Annotated in this window: 27 protein-coding genes; 10 read left to right on the top strand and 17 right to left on the bottom strand. The window is 70.4% G+C overall.

Going from position 1 to position 25,908, the window contains the following annotated elements:
* Window positions 1-25: 25 nt before the first annotated feature.
* From ACZ64A_RS15100 to ACZ64A_RS15085, 4 genes are all read left to right on the top strand, one after another.
* Window positions 26-985 carry an ABC transporter ATP-binding protein gene (locus ACZ64A_RS15100; RefSeq protein WP_469810652.1) on the top strand — a complete coding sequence of 320 codons (960 nt, stop codon included), beginning with the start codon at window positions 26-28 and terminating at the stop codon, window positions 983-985.
* A 3-nt stretch (window positions 986-988) separates the two neighbouring features.
* Window positions 989-1,759 (top strand): ABC transporter permease, encoded by a 771-nt coding sequence (locus ACZ64A_RS15095; protein ID WP_469810651.1) that lies wholly within the window; start codon window positions 989-991, stop codon window positions 1,757-1,759.
* A gap of 139 nt (window positions 1,760-1,898) precedes the next feature.
* Complete coding sequence (locus ACZ64A_RS15090; protein ID WP_469810649.1) at window positions 1,899-3,215, top strand: ABC transporter ATP-binding protein; 1,317 nt, start codon at window positions 1,899-1,901, stop codon at window positions 3,213-3,215.
* On the top strand, window positions 3,212-4,075 hold the full coding sequence (locus ACZ64A_RS15085) for an ABC transporter permease (RefSeq protein ID WP_469810648.1): 864 nt from the start codon (window positions 3,212-3,214) through the stop codon (window positions 4,073-4,075). The genes ACZ64A_RS15090 and ACZ64A_RS15085 overlap by 4 nt, the downstream gene beginning before the upstream one ends.
* 6 nt (window positions 4,076-4,081) lie before the next feature.
* Here ACZ64A_RS15085 and ACZ64A_RS15080 read toward each other — a convergent pair whose 3' ends face one another.
* Window positions 4,082-4,414 carry an ATP/GTP-binding protein gene (locus tag ACZ64A_RS15080; RefSeq protein ID WP_469810646.1) on the bottom strand — a complete coding sequence of 111 codons (333 nt, stop codon included), beginning with the start codon at window positions 4,412-4,414 and terminating at the stop codon, window positions 4,082-4,084.
* Between the two features lie 241 nt (window positions 4,415-4,655).
* Here ACZ64A_RS15080 and ACZ64A_RS15075 point away from each other — a divergent pair, with 241 nt between their 5' ends.
* Window positions 4,656-5,684, top strand: a complete 1,029-nt coding sequence (locus ACZ64A_RS15075; RefSeq protein ID WP_469810645.1) for an LLM class flavin-dependent oxidoreductase — start codon at window positions 4,656-4,658, stop codon at window positions 5,682-5,684.
* A gap of 82 nt (window positions 5,685-5,766) precedes the next feature.
* On the opposite strand, the gene ACZ64A_RS15070 is transcribed toward ACZ64A_RS15075, so the two are convergent.
* On the bottom strand, window positions 5,767-6,159 hold the full coding sequence (locus tag ACZ64A_RS15070; RefSeq protein ID WP_361631786.1) for an SCO5389 family protein: 393 nt from the start codon (window positions 6,157-6,159) through the stop codon (window positions 5,767-5,769).
* Between the two features lie 275 nt (window positions 6,160-6,434).
* On the opposite strand from ACZ64A_RS15070, the gene nucS reads away from it, so the two are divergent.
* A complete protein-coding gene (gene nucS, locus ACZ64A_RS15065; RefSeq protein WP_361631784.1) occupies window positions 6,435-7,106 on the top strand; it encodes an endonuclease NucS in 672 nt (223 codons plus the stop codon).
* A 69-nt stretch (window positions 7,107-7,175) separates the two neighbouring features.
* On the opposite strand, the gene ACZ64A_RS15060 is transcribed toward nucS, so the two are convergent.
* The 5 genes from ACZ64A_RS15060 to ACZ64A_RS15040 all read right to left on the bottom strand — a co-directional run bounded on the left by ACZ64A_RS15060 (window position 7,176) and on the right by ACZ64A_RS15040 (window position 13,173).
* On the bottom strand, window positions 7,176-9,707 hold the full coding sequence (locus ACZ64A_RS15060) for an ATP-binding protein (protein ID WP_469810644.1): 2,532 nt from the start codon (window positions 9,705-9,707) through the stop codon (window positions 7,176-7,178).
* Between the two features lie 420 nt (window positions 9,708-10,127).
* On the bottom strand, window positions 10,128-10,451 hold the full coding sequence (locus ACZ64A_RS15055; RefSeq protein WP_247463973.1) for an STAS domain-containing protein: 324 nt from the start codon (window positions 10,449-10,451) through the stop codon (window positions 10,128-10,130).
* Between the two features lie 146 nt (window positions 10,452-10,597).
* Complete coding sequence (locus ACZ64A_RS15050; RefSeq protein WP_469810642.1) at window positions 10,598-11,446, bottom strand: 3-hydroxyacyl-CoA dehydrogenase family protein; 849 nt, start codon at window positions 11,444-11,446, stop codon at window positions 10,598-10,600.
* Window positions 11,447-11,751: 305 nt separating this feature from the next.
* Window positions 11,752-12,222 (bottom strand): hypothetical protein, encoded by a 471-nt coding sequence (locus ACZ64A_RS15045; RefSeq protein ID WP_469810641.1) that lies wholly within the window; start codon window positions 12,220-12,222, stop codon window positions 11,752-11,754.
* Window positions 12,223-12,534: 312 nt separating this feature from the next.
* The gene (locus tag ACZ64A_RS15040) at window positions 12,535-13,173 is read right to left on the bottom strand and encodes a TetR/AcrR family transcriptional regulator (protein ID WP_469810640.1); all 639 of its coding nucleotides are present in this window, start codon (window positions 13,171-13,173) and stop codon (window positions 12,535-12,537) included.
* A gap of 80 nt (window positions 13,174-13,253) precedes the next feature.
* Between ACZ64A_RS15040 and ACZ64A_RS15035 the strand changes: the two genes are divergently transcribed.
* From ACZ64A_RS15035 to ACZ64A_RS15020, 4 genes are all read left to right on the top strand, one after another.
* The gene (locus ACZ64A_RS15035) at window positions 13,254-14,039 is read left to right on the top strand and encodes an ABC transporter ATP-binding protein (RefSeq protein ID WP_469810638.1); all 786 of its coding nucleotides are present in this window, start codon (window positions 13,254-13,256) and stop codon (window positions 14,037-14,039) included.
* A gap of 13 nt (window positions 14,040-14,052) precedes the next feature.
* Entirely contained in the window at window positions 14,053-14,802 is a 750-nt protein-coding gene (locus ACZ64A_RS15030) for an ABC transporter permease (RefSeq protein ID WP_469810637.1), read from the top strand.
* 13 nt (window positions 14,803-14,815) lie between these two features.
* Complete coding sequence (locus ACZ64A_RS15025; RefSeq protein ID WP_469810636.1) at window positions 14,816-15,388, top strand: cob(I)yrinic acid a,c-diamide adenosyltransferase; 573 nt, start codon at window positions 14,816-14,818, stop codon at window positions 15,386-15,388.
* Between the two features lie 225 nt (window positions 15,389-15,613).
* Complete coding sequence (locus ACZ64A_RS15020) at window positions 15,614-17,434, top strand: glycosyl hydrolase family 18 protein (RefSeq protein WP_469810634.1); 1,821 nt, start codon at window positions 15,614-15,616, stop codon at window positions 17,432-17,434.
* 62 nt (window positions 17,435-17,496) lie between these two features.
* Here the strand turns inward: ACZ64A_RS15020 and ACZ64A_RS15015 are convergent, their stop codons facing one another.
* From ACZ64A_RS15015 to ACZ64A_RS14970, 10 genes are all read right to left on the bottom strand, one after another.
* Entirely contained in the window at window positions 17,497-17,943 is a 447-nt protein-coding gene (locus ACZ64A_RS15015) for a DUF2550 domain-containing protein (RefSeq protein ID WP_469810633.1), read from the bottom strand.
* Between the two features lie 132 nt (window positions 17,944-18,075).
* Entirely contained in the window at window positions 18,076-18,450 is a 375-nt protein-coding gene (locus ACZ64A_RS15010; protein WP_469810631.1) for a F0F1 ATP synthase subunit epsilon, read from the bottom strand.
* Window positions 18,451-18,563: 113 nt separating this feature from the next.
* Window positions 18,564-20,000, bottom strand: a complete 1,437-nt coding sequence (gene atpD, locus ACZ64A_RS15005) for a F0F1 ATP synthase subunit beta (RefSeq protein ID WP_469810629.1) — start codon at window positions 19,998-20,000, stop codon at window positions 18,564-18,566.
* Window positions 20,001-20,918 (bottom strand): F0F1 ATP synthase subunit gamma, encoded by a 918-nt coding sequence (locus tag ACZ64A_RS15000; RefSeq protein ID WP_469810627.1) that lies wholly within the window; start codon window positions 20,916-20,918, stop codon window positions 20,001-20,003.
* 21 nt (window positions 20,919-20,939) lie between these two features.
* Window positions 20,940-22,529, bottom strand: coding sequence for a F0F1 ATP synthase subunit alpha (gene atpA / locus ACZ64A_RS14995; RefSeq protein WP_469810625.1), 1,590 nt, complete (start codon window positions 22,527-22,529; stop codon window positions 20,940-20,942).
* Between the two features lie 139 nt (window positions 22,530-22,668).
* On the bottom strand, window positions 22,669-23,490 hold the full coding sequence (locus ACZ64A_RS14990; RefSeq protein WP_469810623.1) for a F0F1 ATP synthase subunit delta: 822 nt from the start codon (window positions 23,488-23,490) through the stop codon (window positions 22,669-22,671).
* Complete coding sequence (locus ACZ64A_RS14985) at window positions 23,487-24,017, bottom strand: F0F1 ATP synthase subunit B (RefSeq protein ID WP_469810834.1); 531 nt, start codon at window positions 24,015-24,017, stop codon at window positions 23,487-23,489. Before ACZ64A_RS14985 ends, ACZ64A_RS14990 begins: the two co-directional genes overlap by 4 nt.
* 51 nt (window positions 24,018-24,068) lie before the next feature.
* Window positions 24,069-24,293, bottom strand: coding sequence for an ATP synthase F0 subunit C (gene atpE, locus ACZ64A_RS14980; RefSeq protein WP_228623583.1), 225 nt, complete (start codon window positions 24,291-24,293; stop codon window positions 24,069-24,071).
* 74 nt (window positions 24,294-24,367) lie between these two features.
* Entirely contained in the window at window positions 24,368-25,192 is an 825-nt protein-coding gene (gene atpB / locus ACZ64A_RS14975; protein WP_469810621.1) for a F0F1 ATP synthase subunit A, read from the bottom strand.
* Between the two features lie 225 nt (window positions 25,193-25,417).
* A complete protein-coding gene (locus tag ACZ64A_RS14970; RefSeq protein WP_469810620.1) occupies window positions 25,418-25,840 on the bottom strand; it encodes a hypothetical protein in 423 nt (140 codons plus the stop codon).
* Window positions 25,841-25,908: the final 68 nt, after the last annotated feature.

The following is a 25,908-nucleotide window of genomic DNA, read 5'->3' as shown; positions in this document are numbered from 1 at the left end:
CTTCGTTCCGTCTTAGCGTGGCCGCATGATCGAGCTCGAGGGGCTGACCAAGCGGTACGGCGAGAAGGTGGCGGTGAACAATCTGAGCTTCACCGTCAGACCCGGCATCGTCACCGGCTTCCTCGGTCCCAACGGCGCGGGCAAGTCGACCACCATGCGGATGATCCTGGGCCTGGACCGGCCCACGGCCGGGGATGTGCGGATCGACGGCAACCACTACGACCAGCTGAAGGACCCGCTGACGTACATCGGCGCGCTGCTGGAGGCGAAGGCCTGGCACGGCGGGCGCAGCGCCTACAACCACCTGCTGTGCCTCGCGCAGAGCAACGGCATTCCCGCCCGCCGGGTGGGTGAGGTGCTGCAGACCGTCGGTCTGACGGGGGTGGCGAGGAAGAAGACCAAGGGCTTCTCGCTCGGCATGGGGCAGCGGCTCGGCATCGCGGCCGCGCTGCTCGGCGATCCGCGGATCCTGATGTTCGACGAGCCGGTCAACGGCCTCGACCCGGAGGGCATCCACTGGATCCGCAATCTGATGAAGTCCCTGGCGGGCCAGGGGCGGACGGTGTTCGTCTCGTCCCATCTGATGAGCGAGATGGCGCTCACCGCGGACCATCTCGTCGTCATCGGGCAGGGCCGGCTGCTGGCCGACACCTCGATGGCCGACTTCATCGCCCGCAACTCCCGCGCCTTCGTCCGGATCCGCACCCCGCAGCGCGAGCGGCTGCTGGACGTGCTGCACCGGGAGGGCATCACCGTCGTGGAGACGGGCAGCGGGGTGCTGGAGGTGGAGGGCGGCAAGAGCGAGCAGATCGGTGAGCTGGCGGCGCGGCACCAGATCGTGCTGCACGAGCTGAGCGGTCAGCAGGCCTCGCTGGAGGAGGCGTTCATGCAGCTGACCGCGCAGGCGGTGGAGTACCACGCGGACGACGGCACACCCCCGGCACCGCAGCAGCCCTGGGGCGCCGGCCGGCAGAAAGGGGACTGAGCCATGGCGGCGGTCCAGGTCATCCGCTCGGAGTGGACCAAGATCCGGTCGGTGGCGTCCACGGTCTGGACGCTCTCCCTCGCCGTGGTCGTCACCATCGCCCTCGGCATGCTGATCTCGGCGCTGTCGAAGAACGAGTTCGACAACATGAGCCGCCGTGACCGGCTCTCCTTCGATCCGACCTTCATCAGTTTCGCCGGGATGACCCTCGGCCAGCTCGCGATGATCGTGTTCGGGGTGCTGGTGGTCTCCAACGAGTACAGCACCGGCATGATCCGCGCCTCGCTCGCCGCGGTGCCCCGGCGCGGCACGTTCCTGTTCAGCAAAATGGCCGTCGCGACCGGGCTCGCGCTGGTGGTCGGCATGGCGACCAGCTTCGCCACGTTCTTCCTCGGGCAGGCGATGCTGGGCGAGCACCGGGCCTCGATCGGCGACCCCGGGGTGCTGCGCGCGGTGTTCGGCGGCGGGCTGTACATGACGCTGATCGCGATGTTCTCGATGGGCGTGGCCGCGATGCTGCGCTCTCCGATGCTGTCGCTCGGCATCCTGATGCCGTTCTTCTTCCTGATCTCGAACATCCTCGGCAACGTCAGCGCGACGAAGAAGATCGGCCGGTACCTGCCCGACCAGGCCGGCAGCAAGATCATGCAGGTGGTCACGCCGGTCGGCGACGACACCCCGTACGGCCCCTGGGGCGGGCTCGGGATCATGGTGGCGTGGGTGGCGGCCGTCCTCGTCGGCGGGTACGTCCTGCTGAAGCGGCGCGACGCCTGAGTCCCGGCCCGGGACTGCGCCCGGGTCTGCGCCCCGGTCTTTGCCTTCTCTTGGGCGGAACCGTCAGCGCCTGGATATCCTCCTAACCCTTACGGGGGCGTGTGCCCTGCTGTCCTGAACCTTGCGATGGGTGCGGAGCATGATCGAAGCAGTCGGCCTGACAAAGCGCTACGGCGACAAGACCGCTGTGTACAACCTCTCCTTCCAGGTGCGGCCCGGTGCCGTCACGGGCTTCCTCGGACCGAACGGCTCGGGCAAGTCGACGACGATGCGGATGATCCTCGGCCTGGACAACCCCACCGCCGGGTCGGTCACCATCTGCGGCCACCCCTACCGCCGGCTGCCCAACGCCGCCCGCCAGGTCGGCGCCCTGCTGGACGCCAAGGCCGTGCACGGCGGCCGCTCCGCCCGCAGCCACCTGCTGAGCCTGGCGCAGCTGTCCGGCATCCCGGCCCGCCGCGTCGACGAGGTGCTCGGCGTGGTCGGCCTGCAGGACGTGGCGAGGCGGCGCTCCAAGGGCTTCTCCCTCGGCATGGGCCAGCGGCTCGGCATCGCCGCCGCGCTGCTCGGCGACCCGCAGGTGCTGCTCTTCGACGAGCCGGTCAACGGCCTCGACCCCGAGGGCATCCTGTGGGTGCGCAACCTGATGAAGGCGCTCGCCGCCGAGGGGCGGACGGTGTTCGTCTCCTCCCACCTGATGAGCGAGATGGCCCTCACCGCCGACCACCTCATCGTCATCGGGCGCGGGCAGCTGCTCGCCGACATGAGCGTGCAGGACTTCATCGCGGCGAACTCCGCCGGCTTCGCGCGGGTGCGCACCCCCGACAGCGAGCCGCAGCAGCGCGAGAAGCTCACGGCCGCCCTCACCGAGGCCGGCGGCCAGGTGCTGCCCGAGCAGGACGGCGCGCTGCGGGTGACGGGACTGGCGCTGCCGCGCATCTCGGACCTCGCCCACGAGCACGACGTACGCCTGTGGGAGCTGAGCCCGCACCAGGCCTCGCTGGAGGAGGCGTACATGCGGATGACGCAGGGCGCCGTCGACTACCGCTCCACGATCGACCAGAAGGCAGCTCTCCAGCAGCCGCTGCCGCCGGGCGCCGAGCCGCCGATGCCGGTCCCCGGGCAGGGACAGCCCGGCTGGTACGCCCCGCCGCCGCCCCAGCAGGGCGGGCAGCCGTTCCCGCCGGGCCCCTACGGCGCCCCGCAGGCACCGGCCGCCTCTCCCTACGGCGCCCCGCAGGCACCGGGCGCGGCCCCGGCGAACCCGTACGCCCAGCCGGCCGCCGTCCAGCCGGCCGCCCCGCAGGCCCCCGCCCAGCCGGCCGCCCCGCAGGCGCAGCCGCCGCAGGCTCCCGCGCGGCCCGCCGAGGCCCCCGCGCCGCAGGCTCAGCCGCCCGCGTCCGCCGCCGCATCCTCCGCCGAACCGACCACCGCCCCCTCCGAGGACGCCCGATGAGCTCGCCCCAGATCCCGACGCCGCAGGCCGCGCCGACCTGGCAGCCGGCGCCCGGCGCCCCCGCCTACACCTCGCCGATCCCGATCGTGCGCACCCACCTCGGGCACGCCGTGGCCTCCGAGTGGACCAAGCTGCGCTCGGTGCGCTCCACGCTGTGGACGCTCGGTGTGTTCGTGCTGCTCGTCGTCGGCATCGGCCTGATGACCGGCGCGCTGATCGCCGCCAACGCCTCGTCCGACGACCTGGCGGGCAGCAGCCCGCTGCCGTACGGCCTCTTCGGCGTGCTGCTGGGCAGCGTGTGCGTCATCACCCTCGGCGTGCTGACGACGGCCTCCGAGTACGGCACCGGCATGATCCGCACCACGACGGTGGCCTGCCCGACGCGCGGCCGGGTGCTAACGGCGAAGGCGATCGTGCTGTTCACGGTGGTGTTCACGGTCACGCTGGTGTCGACCGCGTTCGTCTCGTTCGCGCTGACCGGCATCCTCTCCGACGCGAAGGAGCCCTCCGGCGGGGAGTGGTTCAAGGCCACCGTCGGCGTCTCGCTCTACCTGGCGCTGCTCGCCCTGTTCTCCCTGCTGATCGGTTCGATCATCCGGCACTCCGCCGGCGCCATCACGATCATGATCGGTCTGGTACTGGCCCCGCTGGTGATCGCCCTGTTCATGGTCACGGAGTCGCTGCAGAAGGTCCGCGAGTTCCTGTTCGACTACTCGATCCCGACCCAGCTCGGCGTGTTCTACACGACGTCCATCGGCGAGAACGGCCCCTCCGGCTGGGACCCGCTGTGGATCGCCCTCGGCGCGACGGCCGCCGCGTTCGCCGCCGCGTGGGCGCTGCTGGAGAAGCGGGACGTGTAGGGCGTACTAGAACTTCGGCGCGTTACGGGACCGCTGCACCCGCGTGGTGCGGCGGTCCCTGGCGTTCCAGCAGGCCTTGTGCCAGTGGCGGCGGTCGTCGACGCCCACGTGCTCGGGCCAGGCGACGACATGCGGGACGCCGTCGGGGATCAGCTGGTCGCAGCCCGGGCAGCGGTAGCTCTTGCCCTGGGCGCTCGCGCCCGCCACGTGCCGCACGTTCCAGTGCTCGCCCTGCCAGCTCACCGACGACTGCCAGCCGCCGTAACGGCTCGACGGGTCGTCCTCGGCGCTGCGGCCGAGCGAGCCGGAGTCCTTGGGGCGGTTGCGACGCGGGGACACGGGACACCTCACGGAGCGGTACAGGGAGCACGGGCCGCTTCCAGCGTACGCGGAGCGTTCCGGGGTACTCCCCGCTCAAGGGCCGGTGGGACCCCGCCAAGTGCCCCTGCGGGGCCTGCCGTTCCCGGCGATTCTCCCGACAATCCGCAAATTACTCCGTCAGGCCGTGTCCTCGGCACGTGTCAGACGGTTATGCCGGGTGGGGGAGCTCCGCGTCGGAGCCGAGGAAGCAGGAAAAGCGATGCGCGTTGGAAGTTTCGTGTTGGCGGCCCAGTTCCCCGGCCAGGGCCCGGGAGAGGCGCTGCACCGCGCGGTCCGCTCCGCGGAGGTCGCCGAGGAGGCGGGGCTCGACACAGCCTGGCTGGCGGAGCACCACTTCGTGCCGTACGGCACATGCCCGTCGGCCGTCACCCTGGCCGCGCTGCTGCTGGGCCGTACCCGCAGGCTGCGGGTGGGCACGGCGGTCAGTGTGCTGCCGACCGCGCATCCCGTCGCGCTCGGCGAGCAGGCCGCGCTGCTGCATCTGACGAGCGGCGGCCGGTTCTCGCTGGGCGTGGGGCGGGGCGGGCCGTGGGTGGATCTGGAGGTGTTCGGCTCGGGCCTCGGGGCGTACGAGAACGGCTTCCCGGAATCACTCGATCTGCTGACGCGCTGGCTGCGCGACGCGCGGGTGTCGGCGGACGGCGAGCGGTTCCGCTTCCGCGAAGTGCCCGTCGTGCCGAGGCCGTCGGAGGCACTGACCGACGACCCGGGCCCGGAGGTGATCGTGGCGTGCACGTCCCCGTCGAGTGTGCGGCTGGCGGCCGAGCGCGGGCTGCCGATGCTGCTCGGGATGCACGTCGGGGACGAGGAGAAGGCCGAGATGGTCGCCCTGTGGCGGCGGTCCGCGCGGGCCGCGGGCCGCGGTGAGGACGAGATCCGGTCGGCCGCACATGTCTCGGCCGGCGTCTGCCAGCTCGCCGACCGGCGCACGGACGCGGTGGAGACGCTGACCAAGGCCATGCCGGGCTGGCTGAAACAGGGGCTCGACGCCCATGTCACCGTCGACGGCCGGCAGCGGCGGATGCGGGACCCGCTGGCGTACACCGAGCTGCTGTGCGGGCTGCACCCGGTGGGCACGCCGCGGCTCGCCGTCGACCGGCTCACGGCGACCAGCGAGCGGACCGGTATCTCCCGGTTCGCCCTGCTGGTGGAGGGTTCGGGCGATCTCGCGGCGACGGAGGAGAACGTCCGGCGTCTGGGCGCCGAGGTACTCCCCCATCTGTCCTGAGGGCGTCCCGGGGAGCTTGCCGCTCCGGTTTCGATGTCTGCACCTCCCACGGGCGGAGCGGCAAGCGGGTGACCGCACTGCGTCAGCAGTCCCGCAGCTCCGGGGACTGGTTCAGCAGCTGGTTGCGGATCGAGGTGAAGCGCGCCAGCGTCTCGTCCACCGAGGAGTCGAGCGGGAACACCGCCACGCGGTGGCAGTTCTGGAAGGCCAGCCGCACTCCGAAGTGCCGTTGCAGCGCACCGCGTATCGCGTCACTGGCGAGCGCGCGCAGCAGCTGGCCGCGCGCCTGCTCGTCCGGCGGGGGCGTCTGGTTGTCGGCGAACTCGCCGCCGTCCACCTTCAGCTGGGCCACCAGGGAGCTGATCATCTCCCATGCGTAGGGCAGGGAGGTCCGGACGCAGTCGACGAATGCTGCTTCGTCGACCTCGCCTCGCTCGGCCTGTTCGAGTAGGGCCGGTGAGACGTCGAGCGACATGGGTTCTCCTCTCGCACCCCCGCACAGCAGGGGTTGCCGGACACGGAAAGGGGAGCCCGCGATGCCGAGATACCGAACACGGTGAGTACACGCATAGCGACCTCCCGTTTTCTACGGTAGGCAACAGACCGTGACGGCACCAGGCGAATGGGCAGATAGGAACGCCCAGTTGGGCACACAATCGGCCAGTGTGGAACAGGCGGAATCAGGGAGATTAGGGGCGGCTCACCGGGCGAATCGCGTGCACGGGTGTCCGTCGAGTAGCGTTGCCGACCATGCGTCTCGTCATTGCCCGATGCTCCGTGGACTACGCCGGCCGGCTCACCGCCCACCTGCCCTCCGCGCCCCGACTGATCCTGGTCAAGGCGGACGGCAGCGTCTCCATCCATGCCGACGACCGGGCCTACAAGCCCCTGAACTGGATGTCGCCGCCGTGCACGCTGAAGGAGGGCACGGGCGAGGAGGAGGGCGTCTGGACCGTCGTCAACAAGGCGGGCGAGAAACTGATCATCACGATGGAGGAGATCCTCCACGACTCCTCGCACGAACTCGGTGTCGACCCCGGCCTGATCAAGGACGGCGTGGAAGCGCACCTTCAGGAACTGCTCGCCGACCGCATCGAGACCCTCGGCGAGGGCTACACGCTGATCCGCCGCGAGTACATGACCGCGATCGGCCCCGTGGACATCCTGTGCCGGGACGCCGAGGGCCGGACCGTCGCGGTGGAGATCAAGCGGCGCGGTGAGATCGACGGCGTCGAGCAGCTCACCCGCTACCTGGAGCTGCTCAACCGCGACCCGCACCTCGCGCCGGTGCGCGGCATCTTCGCGGCGCAGGAGATCAAGCCGCAGGCCCGCGTCCTCGCCACGGACCGCGGCATCGGCTGCCAGGTCCTGGACTACAACGCCCTGCGCGGCATCGAGGACGACAAGCTGCGGCTGTTCTGAGCAACCCCAACGCCGTACGACGGCGAAGGGCCGGACCCGGACGGGGCCCGGCCCTTCGCCGTTGCCGGGTCAGATCACCGACTCCGTGCTGCCGGCCGTGCCGCTCTGCGGCGCGCTCGCCGAGCTGCTGGACCCCGCGGGGGCGCTGGAGGAGGCGGGGCCGCTCGCGGTGTTGGAGGTGGAAGGGGACGACGTGTCGGTCGGCGACTCGGACGGCCCCGTCGTCTCCGTGTCGGTGGGCGAGGGAGATGACGAAGTGGACGTGGACGGCTTCGAGGACGTCGTCGGCTTCGGTGAGGTCTTCGTCGGGGGGTTCGTCCCCGGATCCGACGGCTCGGCAGGAGCCCCTCCCCCGGTCTGGTGCGTCCCCGTGGGCCGGTCCGACGGCCCCGCCGTCGTGGCCGGCGTCGGGTCGTCCGCTGTGCCGTAGGTGCCGTCGGGGCCCGGGTCCGTGGGGCGGCCGGTCGGGGTGCCGGTGGCGCCGCGGGGGGCGTCGCCGTTCTTCTGCGGGGCGTCGGCGCCCAGGGTGCCGTCGTCGATGTCCTGGCTCGCGGACGGGTTGACGCCGACCTGGTCGGACGGGGTGTGCGCGTCGTTGTCGGAGGTGGCGCCCAGCGTCACGACCGTACCCAGCACGGCGACGAGCAGCGCTCCCGCGCCGGCCGCGACGAGGTTGCGGCGGGCCAGGTTCCTGATGCCGCCGCGGCGCCCCGCCGCGGGGCCGTGGGGACCCGGCGCGGCCTGGCGGGTGACGACGGTGACGCCGTCGTCCGGGGTGGGCCGGGGCAGCGGCGGAATCGGCGCGAGCACACCGGCCGCCGGGGACGCGGACTCCTCCGAGCGGGCGGCCGCCACCTCCTCCCCCGCCGTCACCGGGAGGCCCGGCACGTCACCGGCGCGGTCGGCGACCAGGGCGAGGGCGCGGCGGCCTGCGACGGTCCCGCGCTTGTCGGAGACCGCGCCGCGCAGCCCGACGGACGCCTCAAGTTCGGCGCGGGCCCGGTCGAGCCGGCCGGCGCACAGCGCGAGGACGCCCAGTTCGTGGTGGAAGTAGGCCTGTTCGGCGACCTCGCCGGCGAGCCGTGACGCCTCGGCGCCCGCACGCAGGGCCCGCTCCCAGGCGCCCCATTCCAGTCCCGCGGCGAACGCGGGCGCGGCGGCGCGGGCGAGCGCGACGGCCGTGTGCTCGCCGTCCTCCTCGTCGGGCCCCGCGGAGACGAGCGGCGTGAGGGCGGCGAGTACGGCGTCGGCCTCGGCGCAGACCCGTTCGGGGGTGACCGAGGGGTGTCCGGCCCACCAGGTGTAGTGCCGGGCGGCGGTACGGGCCTGCTCGGTGGCGTCGTCGGCGTACCCGGCGGCCTCCAGCTGGGTCTGGACGCCGGCGGCGAGCCGGTAGCGGGTGCCGACCGGGGAGACCAGTCCGCAGGCGGCGAGTTCGCCGAGCGCGGCATCGGCGTGGGTGTCGCCGACGAGGGCGGGCAGGTGCGCCTGGTGCGGCACCTCGCCGCCGAGGGCGACGGCGAAGCGCAGGGTGGCCCGGGCGGACGCGCTGAGCCGCGACGCGAGCAGCGGGGCGGGCGCGGCGGCCTCACCGAGGGCGGGCAGCGGTATGTCCTCGTCCGGTTCGGCCGGGACGGGTGCGTCGTCGGGCACCGCGTCCTCGAAGACGCCGTACTCGTCGACCGCGTCGGCGCCCGCGCGCAGCCGGTCGCGCTGCCGCAGCAGGGCGCCGGCCTGGACGAACCTCAGCGGCAGTCCCTCGGACTCGAACCACAGGTCACCGGCCCAGTTGGCCTCGTCCTCGGTGAGGACACGGCCGAGGGACTGCTCGATGACGTCGACGCCGCCGGCCCGGTCCAGTCCGCTGAGGAAGACCTCCTCGACGGCGGAGTCGGCGGACGGCGCTGCCACGTCCGGGGTGGCGGCCAGCAGCCAGGCGCACTCGGGGGTGGCGTCGAGCAGTTCGTCGAGCGCCGCCCCGCCGAACTCCAGGTCGTCGAGGACGACGACGGCGCCGATGTCACGGACGCACTCCAGCAGTTCCTCGCGGGCCGGGCGGTGCCGGGGCGCGCTGTGGACGGTGCGCAGGAGGTGGTGCAGCAGTTCGTCGGCGGTGCGGTGGAAGCCGTTCAGGCGGACGACGCCGTCGGGGGCGAGGTCCGCGCAGTCCTCGGCGACCAGGTCGAGGAGGCTGGTGCGGCCGGAGCCTGCGGGGCCGGTGAGGCGTACCGAGCGGCCGCGGGCCAGGAGGCGGACCAGGCGCTCGCGTTCCTCGTCGCGGCCCAGCAGCGGCAGCGCGGGCCGGGCGGGTCCGGGCGGGACGGGCGGCGCTGCGGCGCGGTCGGCGTCGGCACGGTCGGCTGCGGTGCGCCGGGCGGGCCGTTCGGGCCGTCCGGCGGGCGGGCAGGGCTCTATCTCGCTGCCGTCGACGGGGTTGACGGTGAGCAGGAGATCCCCGGAGACGACCTGGACCATGCGGGCCTGCGCGGGCCCGTGCTGGCCGAGGTCGGGTGCGAGGGGATCCCTGGACGGGCGCGGGCGCGGCGCGTGGCCGTCACCCTCGCGGCCGTGCTCCTCGGGCCCCCGGGTGTTCGGGTCCATAGGTTTCAAGCCCCCCAAAAGCGTCGTGTGGCGGTAGCCCCTCCCGGCCTTGCTGCACACTGCGCTGTCGCTTCTGGTCCGGTGCCCGGTCGAGGGTTGCGGGCGGCGGGCAGACGAACCGTAAACCTTCGCTCAGTATCTCCGACAGCCCGGGGTACCGTGCCGCCCGAGACGTCACAGTCCGGTGAGGATTGGGCGCGTGGGGCGTTTCGCCGGTCTGGGCCGTGCGCCGGGTGCCCCCGCGCGCCGGCACTACACCCGGCCGCACCCTTGCGGCAGCCCGCGCCGAGGCCACGGACGGGGCGGCCGGCCCGCGTCGGGCCGCATCCGCGGCGGGAAGTCCGCGCCGGGCCGCACCCACTGCGCGAGGCCCGCGTCGGGCCGCATCCGCTGCGGGAAGCCCGTGCCAGGGCTCCGGGGTTACACCCGGGGCAGGGAGTCCACGGCGAGGCCGCCTTCGATGGCGAGGATGCGGTGCAGCCGGGTCGCCACCAGCAGGCGCTGCATCTGCGGGGGTACGCCGCGCAGCACCAGGCGGCGGCCGCAGCGGCCGGCCCGGCGGTGGACGCCCATGATGACGCCCAGCCCGGTGGCGTCCCAGGAGTCCAGCTCTGACAGGTCGAGCACGAGGTCGCCGACTCCGTCGTCGACCGCCGAGTGCAGGACCGTACGGGCGTCCGCCGCGCTGCGGACGTCGAGGCGGCCCCCGACGACCAGCTCGACGTGGTCGCCCCTGATGTGCATATGCGCTCCTCGGGTGAGTGCGGTGGCTACTCCATGACGTGGGTGTGCCAGGTCTGACTGCGCCGGTGGCGGTGCGGTTGCTGGCTGTAAGCGAACCGATACCTGATTCACCCCGGAGAGTGACCTCTCCGGGGTGAGTGCGGTGATCAGTACGTGTAGAAGCCCTGCCCGCTCTTGCGCCCGATGTCACCGGCGTCCACCATCCGGCGCATCAGCTCCGGCGGGGCGAACTTCTCGTCCTGGGACTCGGTGTAGATGTTGCTGGTGGCGTGCAGCAGGATGTCGACGCCGGTGAGGTCGGCCGTCGCGAGCGGTCCCATCGCGTGGCCGAAGCCCAGCTTGCAGGCGATGTCGATGTCCTCGGCCGTGGCGACGCCGGACTCGTACAGCTTGGTGGCCTCGACGACGAGCGCGGAGATCAGACGGGTCGTCACGAACCCGGCGACGTCGCGGTTGACGACGATGCAGGTCTTGCCGACGGACTCGGCGAACTCCCGGGCGGTGGCGAGGGTTTCGTCGCTGGTCTTGTAGCCGCGGACCAGCTCGACGAGCTGCATCATCGGCACCGGCGAGAAGAAGTGCACGCCGACGACCCGCTCCGGGCGCTCGGTGGCCGCGGCGATCTTGGTGATCGGGATGGCGGAGGTGTTGGAGGCGAGGACGGCCTCCGGGCGCACGATCTTGTCGAGGGCGCGGAAGATCTCGTGCTTGACCTCGAGCTTCTCGAAGACGGCCTCGACGACGAGATCGGCGTCGGCGGCGGCGTCCAGATCGGTGGTGGGCGTGATCCGGGCGAGGGCGGCCTCGGCGTCCTCGGCCGCCAGCTTGCCCTTGCTCACGAACTTGTCGTACGACGCCTTGATGCCGTCGGTGCCGCGGGTGAGTGCCTCGTCGGTGACGTCGCGCAGGACGACGTCCCAGCCCGCCTGCGCGGAGACCTGGGCGATGCCGGACCCCATGAGACCGGCCCCGATGACGGCGAGCTTCCGTGCCACTGTGCGACTCCCCTGATACGCGCTGTCGTCAGGCCCCGGCGTCCCGTCCCCTCGTCCGCTCGGAGGGTGCGCCCGGCACCCCGGGCAGGACATCACCGGGGCGCCACCGGGCAGGGGGAGGGTCACGCAGGGGCCAACTTCTCTTCGGCGGACACTAGCGCCCGTGAGGGGCGGCGCGGCGGAGTTAGTAACGCGTTTCACGTCTCACGGGGTGAGACGCCGGTCACGTCCGGTGGCGGGGGGAGTTGACGCGGCGTCGGCGGCGCCCGGACCGCGCCCCGCCCCGGCGCCCCTCGGGCTCCCGGTCAGCCGACGCGGTCGTCCAGGCCCAGCACCTGCGGGTGGAGGCCGGGAAAGTTCCGGGGCAGGCCCGGCACATCCAGGGTGCGCCCGTACACCCCGGCCAGGAACCCGACGGCGCCGACCGGGAACTCGAACCACTCGGCGTTGTCCGTACGGACCACCACCGGCCAGGCGTCCGGGTCCGTGGGGCTCGTCCTCCAGTAGAAGTCGTCGCCCGAGTAGGACGACGCCCAGCCGATCAGGCCGCCCGGCTCGGGAAAGGGGACGTATCCCGCGGTGTCCCCCATCTCGTACAGATCCTGGAGGATTTCGTCCTCCCGGGCCCCGGACGCCCACGCCGCCTCGGCGCCGGGCGTCGGAACGGCCACGCTCAGGAAGTCGTCCACGACCAGCACCGGGTACGCCTCCGCCAGGGCACGGAAGTCGGAGGGCAGCGCCGTACCGAGGACCGCCTCCAGAACAGCCCAGTCCACGCGGCGCCCACCGGGCACCCGCCACCGTGTCATCGCCGGAAGCGCGGCCTCCAGCGCTGCGACGGCTGCGGCAAGCGGCGGTTTTCTCTCGCCCACGGCATTCCCTTTCCCGTTACGGAAACGGCTCCTTGTACGCGACGGCGAGCCGCGCGCGCAACCGAGCGGACAAACCGGGCACAGCTATCCAGAATTGACGAACTGTCGGATATGCGAGCTTGCTTGACACGGGGTCACCCGCGTGAACAACCCCGCCGGCCCCGTCCTGCTCATCGGCGGAGCCGCCCGGGCCGGCGTTCGTCGGCGAGACACCCCCTAGGCCTCGCGTACCGCGTACTCCAGGACTCGTTCACTCAGCAGCTCCTCGACCTCGTCGAGGAGCTGGAGCGTTTCGCGGGACACCTCGGCCGGCGCCCGCTCCTTGAGCATCTCGCGGCCGATGGCGGCGAACACCGTCTCGTAGATCCAGCAGATCTGGCCGGCCATCAGGTCCGGCAGCGGGTCGCCCTCCGCCGCGCCCGTCTCCTCGCACAGGGCCGCCCGCAGGTTGTCGTGGCTGTCCTGCTGGAGCATCCACAGCCGCGAGCGCAGTGTCGGTGCGTCCTGGATGACGCGCATGAAGCGGCTGTAGCCCTCCATCAGACCGACGCGCGGGGAGACCGCCTCGATCTCCTCGCGCAGCTCCCGCAGGACGGCGCGCGCGGCGGACTCCCCCACGTCGCGGCCCCGGACCCAGCGGGCCAGCCGGTCGACCACGCCGGCCGAGCGGTCCAGGAAGAGGTCCTCCTTGGCGGGGAAGTAGTTGTAGACGGTGTTGACGGAGACGTCCGCCGCGTCGGCGATCTCCGCGACCGTCACCGCCTCGAAGCCGCGCTCCAGGAACAGCCCCGTGGCGACATCCGAGATGTACTGCCGGGTCTGCCGCTTCTTCCGCTCCCTCAGCCCCTCTGCCATGCCCTCATCCTAACTTCGCTGGGGCCACCCAAAAGTTGGAGTCGTTGCAAAATTTCAGGGACTCTGTTTTTCTGGATGGCATGCCAGCAGTCATCAGCGCGGCTTCACTGGCGCGCACCTTCACGACCAAGCACGGTCCCGTCGAGGCCGTGCGCGGCATCGACCTCACCGTGCACGAGGGCGAGATCCTGGGCTTCCTCGGACCCAACGGCGCGGGGAAGACGACCACCCTGCGGATGCTGACCACCCTGCTGAAACCGACGGGCGGCAGCGCCACGGTCGCCGGGCACGACCTCGCGAGCGACCCGGTCGGCGTACGGCGGGCCTGCGGTTACGTCGCCCAGTCCGGCGGCGTCGACCCTCAGATCAGCGTCCGGGAGGAGCTGGTCACCCAGGGACGGATGTACCGGCTGAGCAGGAGCGAGGCCGTCGCCCGCGCCGACGAGCTCGCCCGCGATCTGCACCTCACCGAGCTGCTCGACCGCAGGTGCGGGGCGCTCTCCGGCGGGCAGCGACGCCGGCTGGACATCGCCATGGCGCTCACCCACCGCCCGCGCGTGCTCTTCCTCGACGAGCCGACCACCGGCCTTGACCCCGCAAGCCGCGCCGGCCTGTGGGACCTCGTGCGGCGGCTGCGGGACGAGCACGGCACGACCGTCTTCCTCACCACGCACTACCTGGACGAGGCCGACGCCCTATCCGACCGCTTGGTGGTCGTCGACCAGGGCACGGTCGCCGCCGAGGGCACGCCGACCGCGCTCAAGCTGCGCCACGGCGGATCGATCGACGCCACACTCCAGGACACGTTCCTCGCCATCACCGGCCGGGGTGCCGCCCCGGCCGACGCCGCCCCCGTAGCCGTATAGGACACCCCGACCGATGCTGCTCCACGACACCGGCCTCATCTACGGCCGCTATCTGCGCCAGACCCTGCGCTCGCGCTTCGCGATGCTCTTCGGCGTGCTGATGCCGCTGCTGTACCTGCTGTTCTTCGGGCCGCTGCTCACCGGTCTGCCACTCGGCGGCAAGGGCAGCTCGTGGCAGGTGCTCGTGCCCGGCCTGCTGCTCCAACTCGGGCTCTTCGGGGCCCTGTTCGCCGGGTTCATGATCATCCTGGAGAACGGAGTGGGCGTGGTCGAGCGGATGCGGGTCACGCCCGTCAGCCGGCTGGCGCTGCTGCTCGGGCGGGTCCTGCGGGACGCCACGGTGTTCGTCTTCCAGGCTGTCCTGCTCGTCCTCGCGGCCCTGGTCATGGGCCTGCGCGCACCCCTGGCCGGGGTGCTGATCGGCTTCGCCTTCGTCGCGCTGCTGACCGTGTCCCTGGCGTCGCTGTCGTACGCGGTGGCGATGAAGGTACGCACCCCGCAGGAGTTCGGGCCGCTGATCAACGCGGTCTCCATGCCGTCGATGCTGCTGTCGGGCCTGATGCTGCCGATGACGCTCGCCCCGGCCTGGCTGGACGTCCTGTCCCACTTCGTACCGTTCCGCTATCTGGTGGACGCCATGCGTGACGCCTACGTCGGCGAGTACGCCACCGCGCACATGCTCTACGGCGTCCTCGTGGCCGCCGGATTCGCGGCGTTCGCCGTGACAGTGGGCACACGAGTGTTCCGGAAGGCCGGCGCGTAACTACGCTGGCCGCATGGTCAATCTGACGCGCATCTACACGAGGACCGGCGACCAGGGCACCACCGCCCTCGGCGACATGAGCCGGGTCCGCAAGACCGACCTGCGGATCTCCGCGTACGCCGACGCCAACGAGGCGAACGCGGTGATCGGCACGGCGATCGCGCTGGGCGGGCTCGACGAGGAGGTCGTCAAGGTCCTCACCCGCGTCCAGAACGACCTGTTCGACGTGGGCGCGGACCTGTCGACGCCGGTCGTGGAGAACCCGGAGTTCCCGCCCCTGCGGGTCGAGCAGTTCTACATCGACCGGCTCGAGGCGGACTGCGATCACTTCAACGAGCGGCTGGAGAAACTGCGCTCCTTCATCCTCCCCGGCGGCACGCCGGGCGCGGCCCTCCTCCACCAGGCGTGCACGGTCGTACGCCGCGCCGAACGCTCCACCTGGGCGGCCCTGGAGACCCACGGCGATGCCATGAACCCCCTCACGGCGACCTACCTCAACCGCCTCTCCGACCTCCTCTTCATCCTCGCCCGCACGGCGAACAAGCAGACGGGTGACGTCCTGTGGGTCCCGGGCGGCGAGCGTTAGGCTCCGCCGGCCCGTCCGAGAAACCAGCGGCCCGTGACCTTCCCCCCGGGGAGGGTCACGGGCCGCAAACGATCGTGGAGTCACAGGAGTTGGGGACACCACCGCGTCAATGTCAACTGGTCCAGACCTATTGACCCGTGGTCCAGACCTTTCTATTCTCGCGGCACCGTGGGCATGAAGGCTCAGTCATGCCCCTGACATCCCCACATACAGAGGAGGCGCACCATGCGCTTCACCCACAGAGCCGCGGCAGGGTTCGCGACCCTGTTGCTCCCCCTGGCCGGCATGGTCGGCCTCGCGGCCCCCGCCCAGGCCGCGGGCAACGCCACCGCCACCTTCACCAAGACCAGCGACTGGGGTACCGGCTTCGGCGGTCAGTGGACCGTCAAGAACACCGGCACCAGCAGCATCAGCTCCTGGACCGTGGAGTGGGACTTCCCCTCCGGCACCAAGGTCACCTCGGCCTGGGACGCCACGGTCACCAACTCCGGTGACCACTGGACCGCCAAGAACGTCGGCTGGAACGGCACCATCGCCCCCGGTGCCTCCGTCTCCTTCGGCTTCAACGGCTCGGGCCCCGGCTCCCCTGCCAACTGCAAGCTCAACGGCGACAGCTGCGACGGCACGACCGTCCCCGGCGACGCGGCGCCCTCCGCGCCCGGCACCCCCACCGCCTCCTCCGTCACCGACACCTCGGTGAAGCTCAGCTGGGGCGCGGCCACCGACGACAAGGGCGTCAAGAACTACGACGTCCTGCGCGACGGCGCCAAGGTCGCCACGGTGACGACCACGTCGTACACCGACACCGGCCTGACCGCCGGCACCGACTACTCCTACACCGTCCAGGCCCGTGACACCGCCGACCAGACCGGCCCGGTCAGCGGCGCGGTCAAGGTGCACACCACCGGCGGCACCACCACTCCCCCGCCCACCGGCGACAAGGTCAAGCTCGGCTACTTCACCGAGTGGGGCATCTACGGCCGCAACTACAACGTCAAGAACCTCGTGACGTCCGGCTCCGCGGCCAAGATCACCCACATCAACTACGCCTTCGGCAACGTCACCAACGGCCAGTGCGCGATCGGCGACTCCTACGCCGACTACGACAAGGCGTTCACCGCCGACCAGTCCGTCAGCGGCGTCGCCGACACCTGGGACCAGCCGCTGCGCGGCAACTTCAACCAACTGCGCGAGCTGAAGGCGAAGTACCCGAACATCAAGGTGCTGTGGTCCTTCGGCGGCTGGACCTGGTCCGGCGGCTTCGGCCAGGCGGCGCAGAACCCGGCCGCGTTCGCGGACTCCTGCTACAAGCTGGTCGAGGACCCGCGCTGGGCCGATGTCTTCGACGGCATCGACATCGACTGGGAGTACCCGAACGCCTGCGGTCTGAGCTGTGACACCTCGGGAGCCGCGGCCTTCAAGAACCTGATGTCCGCACTGCGCGCCAAGTTCGGCGCGAACAACCTGGTCACCGCCGCGGTCACCGCGGACGGCTCGGCCGGCGGCAAGATCGAGGCCGCGGACTACGCGGGCGCCTCCCAGTACGTCGACTGGTACAACGTGATGACGTACGACTTCTTCGGCGCCTGGGACGCCAAGGGCCCGACCGCCCCGCACTCCCCGCTCACCTCGTACAGCGGCATCCCGAAGGCGGGCTTCACCACCGCCGACGCCATGGCCAAGTTCAAGGCGGTCGGGGTCCCCGCGAAGAAGCTCCTGATCGGCATCGGCTTCTACGGCCGCGGCTGGACCGGCGTCACCCAGGACGCCCCCGGCGGCACCGCCACGGGACCTGCGGCCGGCACCTATGAGCAGGGCATCGAGGACTACAAGGTCCTCAAGACGTCCTGCCCGGCCACCGGCACGATCGCCGGCACCGCCTACGCCCACTGCGGCAGCAACTGGTGGTCCTACGACACCCCCGCCACCATCGCCGGCAAGATGAGCTGGGCCAAGAACCAGGGCCTCGGCGGAGCGTTCTTCTGGGAGTTCAGCGGCGACACCGCGAACGGCGAACTGGTGAACGCGATCAGCAGCAACCTGTAACAGCTGAAGCACCACACCTCCTCACCCTCCCCCGGGCTTCGTCTGGGGGAGGGTGAATGTCGCTACGCCACATTCACTCGCTGTCCGGGCGGGGCTGCTTCCAGCCACGCGAGGAAACCGGTCAGCGCGTCTTCGCTCATCGCCAGTTCGAGGCGCGTGCCCTGATGGAGACAGGCGAGGATCACCGCGTCGGACAGCAGCGCCAGCTCCTCCTCGCCCTCCGGCAGCCGGCGGCCGGCCACCTCGATGGAGCCGCGCTCCAGGACCCGGCGCGGACGCGGGGCGTAGGAGAAGACCCGGAACCACTCGACGCGGTCGCCGCTGTACCGCGCGACGCCGTACGACCAGCCTTTGCCGCTGGTGTCGGCATTCTCCGGCACCCCCCAGCGCAGGCTGCAGTCGAACGTGCCCCCGGAGCGCTGGATCAGCCTGCGCCGCAGACCGAAGACGAACAAACCCAGCACCACGAGGGCGACGACGATTCCGCACACAGTCAGAGCGAGGACCATCGACTACCGACCTCCTCGACTCCTAGGTAACGGAACGGAAAAAACATCCAGATCTGCCTCAGCCGCGGTCGGCTCCGGATCTCTCCGGTGCCGACCGCGGCTGAGTAGGTCATCGTAAGGCGTGCTCGCGTCTCAGCGGGCCGCCGCCGCACGCAGTCGTACGTCGGCGCGGCGCTGGGCCGTGGCGTCGCCCTCCGCCTTCGCGCGCTCGAGCTCTCGCTCCACGCGCTGGACGTCGATCTCGTCGGACAGCTCCGCGATCTCGGCGAGCAGGGACAGCTTGTTGTCGGCGAACGAGATGAAACCGCCGTGCACCGCGGCGACGACCGTCCCTCCCTCGCTCGTCCGGATGGTCACCGGGCCCGACTCCAGCACACCGAGCAGCGGCTGGTGACCGGGCATGACGCCGATGTCGCCGGACGTGGTGCGCGCGACGACCAGGGTGGCCTCGCCGGACCAGACCTGGCGGTCGGCGGCGACCAGCTCGACGTGCAGCTCAGCAGCCAAGGGTGGCTCCTCGGGTCACCACCCGGCGGGGGTGCCGGGTGTTGGGGTCAATTCTAGGGGGCGTGCGTGAGGGGGCGGGACGTACCCGCCCCCTCACACCGAACTCAGGGAGTTCAGGAGACGCCCAGCTCCTTGGCGTTGGCCTTGAGGTCCTCGAGGCCACCGCACATGAAGAACGCCTGCTCGGGGAAGTGGTCGTACTCACCGTCGCAGATCGCGTTGAACGCGGCGATCGACTCGTCGAGCGGCACGTCCGAGCCGTCCACGCCGGTGAACTGCTTGGCGACGTGGGTGTTCTGGGACAGGAAGCGCTCCACACGACGGGCACGGTGGACGACGAGCTTGTCCTCCTCGCCGAGCTCGTCGATACCGAGGATCGCGATGATGTCCTGGAGGTCCTTGTACTTCTGCAGGATGTTCTTCACGCGCATGGCCGCGTTGTAGTGGTCCTGCGTGATGTAGCGCGGGTCCAGGATCCGGGACGTGGAGTCCAGCGGGTCCACGGCCGGGTAGATGCCCTTCTCGGAGATCGGACGGGACAGAACCGTCGTCGCGTCGAGGTGGGCGAAGGTGGTCGCCGGGGCCGGGTCGGTCAGGTCGTCGGCGGGGACGTAGATCGCCTGCATCGAGGTGATCGAGTGACCGCGGGTCGACGTGATGCGCTCCTGGAGGAGACCCATCTCGTCGGCCAGGTTCGGCTGGTAACCCACCGCGGACGGCATACGGCCGAGCAGGGTGGAGACCTCGGAACCGGCCTGCGTGAAGCGGAAGATGTTGTCGATGAAGAACAGCACGTCCTGCTTCTGGACGTCACGGAAGTACTCGGCCATGGTCAGGCCGGCCAGCGCGACGCGCAGACGGGTGCCCGGCGGCTCGTCCATCTGACCGAAGACCAGCGCGGTCTTGTCGATGACGCCCGAGTCGGACATCTCCTCGATCAGGTCGTTGCCCTCACGGGTGCGCTCGCCGACACCGGCGAACACGGAGACACCGTCGTGGTTGTTGGCGACACGGTAGATCATCTCCTGGATGAGCACCGTCTTGCCGACGCCGGCGCCGCCGAACAGACCGATCTTGCCGCCCTTGACGTACGGGGTCAGCAGGTCGATGACCTTGACGCCGGTCTCGAACATCTCGGTCTTCGACTCGAGCTCGTCGAAGTTCGGGGCCTTGCGGTGGATGGACCAGCGCTCGCCCTCGTAGGTCTCGTCGACGTTCAGCACCTCACCGAGGGTGTTGAACACCTTGCCCTTGGTGAAGTCGCCGACCGGGACGGTGATGCCGTCGCCGGTGTCGGTGACCGGGGCCTGGCGGACCAGGCCGTCGGTCGGCTGCATCGAGATGGTGCGGACCAGGCCGTCACCCAGGTGCTGGGCGACCTCCAGGGTCAGGATCTTCTTCTCGCCCGCGTTGGCCGGGTCGGCGACCTCGACGTGGAGGGCGTTGTAGATCTCCGGCATCGCGTCGACGGGGAACTCCACGTCGACGACCGGGCCGATGACCCGGGCGACGCGGCCCGTAGCCGTCGCGGTCTCAACAGTGGTGGTCATTTATCGGTCACTCCCCGCGGTCGCGTCGGCGAGAGCGCTCGCGCCACCGACGATCTCGCTGATTTCCTGGGTGATTTCGGCCTGGCGGGCCGCGTTGGCAAGACGGGAGAGCGTGTTGATCAGCTCGCCCGCGTTGTCGGTGGCCGACTTCATCGCGCGCCGCGTGGCGGCGTGCTTCGAAGCGGCCGACTGGAGCAGCGCGTTGTAGATGCGGCTCTCCACGTAGCGCGGCAGCAGGGCGTCGAGGACGTCCTCCGCCGAGGGCTCGAAGTCGTACAGCGGCAGGATCTCGCCCTGCGGCTTGACTTCTTCCGCGACCTCTTCGAGACGCAGCGGAAGCAGCCGGGCGTCGAGCGCCGTCTGCGTCATCATCGAGACGAACTCGGTGAAGACGATGTGGAGCTCGTCCACACCACCCTCGGCCGTGTCCTTCTCGATCGCCTCGATCAGGGGCGCCGCGACCTTCTTGGCGTCCGCGTACGACGGCTCGTCGGTGAAGCCCGTCCACGACTGAGCGACGGTGCGCTCACGGAAGTTGTAGTGGGCCACACCACGCCGGCCGACGATGTACGTGTCGACCTGCTTGCCTTCGCGCTCCAGGCGCTCGGTCAGCTGCTCCGCGGCCTTGATGGCGTTGGAGTTGAAGGCGCCGGCCAGACCGCGGTCGCTCGTGAGGAGCAGGACCGCGGCACGGGTCGGGTTGTCCGCCTCCGTGGTGAGCGGGTGCCGGGTGTTGGAACCGGTACCGACGGCCGTGACAGCGCGCGTCAGCTCGGTCGCGTAGGGAGTGGAGGCCGCCACCTTGCGCTGCGCCTTGACGACGCGCGAGGCGGCGATCATCTCCATCGCCTTCGTGATCTTCTTGGTCGCGGTGACGGATCGGATGCGACGCTTGTAGACCCGGAGCTGGGCTCCCATGAGTCAGGTCCCTTCCTTACGTCACTTGGCGGCGGACGGGGCGTCCTCGCCGAGCAGCTTGCCGTCCGAGGTCTCGAACTGCTTCTTGAACTCCGCGATCGCGTCCGCGACGGCCGTCAGGGTGTCGTCGGACATCTTGCCGCCCTCACGGATGGAGGTCATGAGGCCCTGCTCCTTGCGGTGCAGGTACTCCAGCAGCTCCTTCTCGAAGCGGCGGATGTCGGCGACCGGGACGTCGTCCATCTTGCCGGTGGTGCCGGCCCACACGGAGACGACCTGGTCCTCGGTGGACATCGGCTGGTACTGGTCCTGCTTCAGCAGCTCGACCATGCGCTGACCGCGCTCCAGCTGGGACTTGGAGGCCGCGTCCAGGTCGGAACCGAAGGCGGCGAACGCCTCCAGCTCACGGAACTGGGCGAGGTCCACGCGCAGACGGCCGGAGACCTGCTTCATGGCCTTGTGCTGCGCGGAGCCACCGACTCGGGAGACCGAGATACCGACGTTCAGGGCCGGACGCTGACCGGCGTTGAACAGGTCGGACTCCAGGAAGCACTGGCCGTCGGTGATGGAGATGACGTTGGTCGGGATGAACGCCGAGACGTCGTTGGCCTTCGTCTCGACGATCGGCAGACCGGTCATCGAGCCCGCGCCCATGTCGTCGGAGAGCTTCGCGCAGCGCTCCAGCAGACGGGAGTGCAGGTAGAAGACGTCACCCGGGTAGGCCTCACGGCCCGGCGGGCGGCGCAGCAGCAGGGACACGGCACGGTAGGCGTCGGCCTGCTTCGACAGGTCGTCGAAGATGATCAGGACGTGCTTGCCCTGGTACATCCAGTGCTGGCCGATGGCGGAACCGGTGTAGGGCGCCAGGTACTTGAAGCCGGCCGGGTCGGAGGCCGGGGCGGCGACGATGGTCGTGTACTCCAGCGCGCCGTTCTCCTCCAGCGCGCGGCGGACCGACGCGATGGTGGAGCCCTTCTGGCCGATGGCGACGTAGATGCAGCGGACCTGCTTCTTCGGGTCGCCCGAGCGCCAGTTGTCGCGCTGGTTGATGATCGTGTCGACGGCCAGCGCGGTCTTGCCGGTCTGACGGTCACCGATGATCAGCTGACGCTGGCCACGGCCGATCGGGGTCATGGCGTCGACGGCCTTGTAGCCCGTCTCCATCGGCTCGTGCACCGACTTGCGCTGCATGACCGTGGGGGCCTGCAGCTCCAGCGCACGGCGGCTGTCGGTCTCGATCTCGCCGAGGCCGTCGATCGGGTTGCCGAGCGGGTCGACGACACGGCCGAGGTAGCCCTCGCCGACCGCCACGGAGAGGACCTCACCGGTACGGGTGACCGGCTGACCCTCCTCGATGCCGCTGAACTCACCGAGGACGATGGCACCGATCTCGCGCTCCTCGAGGTTGAGGGCGAGGCCGAGGGTGCCGTCCTCGAACTTCAGCAGTTCGTTGGCCATGGCCGAGGGCAGGCCCTCGACCTTCGCGATGCCGTCGCCGGCAAGGGTGACCGTGCCGACCTCCTCGCGCGAGGCCGCGTCCGGCTTGTACGACTGGACGAAGGTCTCCAGTGCGTCCCGGATCTCCTCCGGCCGGATCGTGAGCTCCGCCATCTGGGTTCCCTGCTCTCCTTGTTGGGCCCGAAGTTTCACTTTGGGGGGATGGGGACTCCCCCCAACAGGAGGTGAATCCTCTGCACGGCCCAACCAGGGCCGTAAGTACGTACTGCTGTCTTTGTTTGCCGAGCGCCGCTCAGCTCGCCATGCGGCGGGCGGCGTCTTCCAGCCGGTCCGCGAGGGAGCCGTTGATGACCTCGTCACCGACCTGCACCCGGATCCCGCCGAGGACCTCGGGGTCCACGTCGAGGTTGAGGTGCATCCGACGGCCGTAGAGCTTGGTCAGCGCGGCGCCGAGGCGCTGCTTCTGGCCGTCGCTCAGCGGCACCGCCGAGGTGACGACGGCGACCGTGCGGTCCCGGCGGTCGGCGGCGAGCTTGGACAGGGACTCGAGTCCCGCTTCCAGGCTACGTCCCCGCGGCGCGGTCACAAGGCGCGTCACCAGACGCTCGGTGGTCGGCTTGGCGCGCCCGCCGAGCAGGCTGCGCAGCAGCTCGCCCTTGGCCGGGACGCCGGCCTTCCGGTTGGTCAGCGCGGCGCGCAGCTCGGTGCTGGAGGAGACGATCCGGCCGAACCGGAACAGCTCGTCCTCGACGTCGTCGAGCGTGCCCGCCCGCTGGGCGGCCGTGAGGTCGGCGACATCCGCCAGCTCCTCGAGCACGTCCACCAGGTCGCGGGACTGCGACCAGCGGGAGCGGACCAGGCCGGCCACCAGGTCGGCGGTCTCGCCGCTGACCTGGGCGCCGAGCAGGCGCTGGGCCAGCTCGGCCTTGGCTTCACCGGCCTGCGCCGGGTCGGTGAGGACCCGACGCAGCGACACCTCGCGGTGGAGCAGCGCGGTGACGGCGGCCAGTTCGTCGGCGAGCTTCGCCGAGTCCACAGCCGTGTTGTCCGTCAGCGCGTCCAGACGCTCGCGTGCGGCGGCAAGGGCCTCGCGGCTCGCTCCGTGCGCGGTCATCGAGTCGCCTCGGCCTTCTCCTCAAGCTCGTCGAGGAAGCGGTCGATCACGCGGCTCTGCCGGGCGTGGTCCTGCAGGGACTCGCCGACGAGCTTGCCGGCCAGGTCCGTGGCGAGCTTGCCGACGTCCTGGCGCAGCGACGACGCGGCGGCCTTGCGGTCGGCCGCGATCTGCGCGTGGCCGGCAGCGATGATCTCCTCACGCTGCCGCTGGCCCTCGGCGCGCATCTCGGCGATGAGCGCGGCACCCTGCTCCTGCGCCTCCTGGCGCAGGCGCGCGGCCTCGTGCCGGGCCTCGGCGAGCTGGGCCTTGTACTGCTCGAGGACGCTCTGGGCCTCGGTCTGCGCGGCCTCGGCCTTCTCGATACCGCCCTCGATGGCCTCGCGGCGCTCTTCCAGAACCTTGTTGATGTTCGGAAGGAGCTTCTTGGCGAGGAAGCCGAAGACGATGACGAAGGCGATCAGGCCGATGACGAGCTCGGGCCACGGCGGAACGAGAGGGTTCTCCTTCTCGGCCGCCAGAACCATGAGGTTCACATCAATGCCTTTCGTCGAATGGGGCTGTCGCTGTCGTTCGTCTTAGTAGACGAACGGCATGACGAGGCCGATCAGGGCCAGCGCCTCACAGAACGCGAAGCCGAGGATCTGGTTGGCGCGGATCAGACCGGCCGCCTCGGGCTGGCGGGCGAGGGCCTGGGTACCGTTGCCGAAGATGATGCCGACGCCGACACCGGGGCCGATGGCGGCCAGGCCGTAACCGACGGAGCTGAGCGAGCCAGTGACAGCGGCAAGGGTCTGGGACATGCCAGTTCTTCCTTTTCTTTACGGACCGGTGGGGGTTGGCCACCGGACGACCAGGGGGTGCGGGGCGGGGTGGCTCAGTGGTGCTCGGCGAGCGCGCCCTGAATGTAGGAGCAGGTCAGCAGGACGAAGACGTACGCCTGGACGGCCTGGATGAACAGCTCGAAGGCGGTCATCACGATCGTCATGATGAACGAGACACCGGAGTAGGCGATGCCGATGCCGTTCAGCATGTACCAGCTCGCCACCGTGAAGAGCACGAGCAGCGTGTGGCCGGCGAACATGTTCGCGAAGAGCCGGACGGCGTGCGTGAACGGGCGGACCAGCAGGTTCGAGAAGAGCTCGATGGTCATGGCCAGCGGGAGGACGGCACCGAGCGACTTGTCGTAGCCGGTGATGTTCTTCCAGGCGCCGACGAAGCCGTGTCGCTTGAAGGTCAGCGGGACCCACACGAGGTACACGATCGCGGCCAGGACCATCGGGTAGGCGATGATCGAGGTGACCGGGAACTGGGCGACCGGGATGACCGACCAGAGGTTCATCATCCAGACGAAGAAGAACAGCGAGACGACCAGCGGTACGTACTTCTCGCCTTCCTTCTTGCCGATCGTCTCGTAGACGACGCCGCGGCGGATGAAGTCGTAGCCGGCCTCGGCCACCATCTGCATCTTGCCCGGGATGACCTTGGGCTTGCCGAACGCGGCCCAGAAGAAGCCGACGACGATGATCGAGCCCAGCAGGGCCAGCAGCATCGGCTTGTTGAAGTAGATGCCGTCGGTGTCGCCCCAGAGCGGCTTGAAGAGGAACGAGTGCAGGCCCGGAGCGACGGTGTCGAAACCACACCCGTCGAACAGGTGGCAGCTCGAGTCGAAAGCGAGCGTCTGCGTCGGGTCAGCACTCACCGCGGGCTCCTTCAGCGTGGCGCATAGGTACGGCAACCTCGTTGTGTCGGCGCGGCGTGCGGCCGCGGTTCGGCACGGGACTGGTGTTACGGATGTGGGGGCGGCTGGGGGGCATCTCGCCTCGCGAATGAGCAGGCGTCAGCTCAGATGCCCGCGCCCGCGATGCCGCAGTTGGCACCGGACGATAGCAGGGTCTCTTGAGCGTCTTTATCCCGGCCCTACCCCTCACGACGAATGCCCCGTCTTTTCGTGCTCGTCGGGCTCGACGTACAGGATCTTGGCCTTCATATGGGCGCGCGTCTGCGCGGCGATCCACGCCAGGGTGGTCGCGACGAGCGTCAGCGCAAAAGCTTTGGGGTGGAACAGCGTCGTGTGCTTGAAAGCCGCGACGAAGACGAACAGCAGCAGGATCTGTGCCGCGTAGAGCATCAGGCCCATCGCCTGGAAGAGGTGCGGAAGCGATTTGGCGGTGCGCTGCAGGACGTAGAGACCGATGCCCATGAAGAGGATCGTCACCAGCGTCGCCACGACGGCTCCGAGCGCGCCCTTGCCGCCGGCGACCACGCCGCTCACGACGGCGGCGACAGCGCCGACGGCGGCCGTGGGCACGGCAGCCTGGGCCAGGATCCGGACGTCGTTGGACGGCATGGCGGCAACTCCGCTTTTCACAGGGGGCAAGGGGTGTCGTCATGGACGAGCGTAGTCCCGGCCGGGGG

It is taken from the genome of Streptomyces sp. NPDC104814 (assembly GCF_055583185.1).
This window is presented reverse-complemented; position numbering and strand designations above follow the sequence as displayed.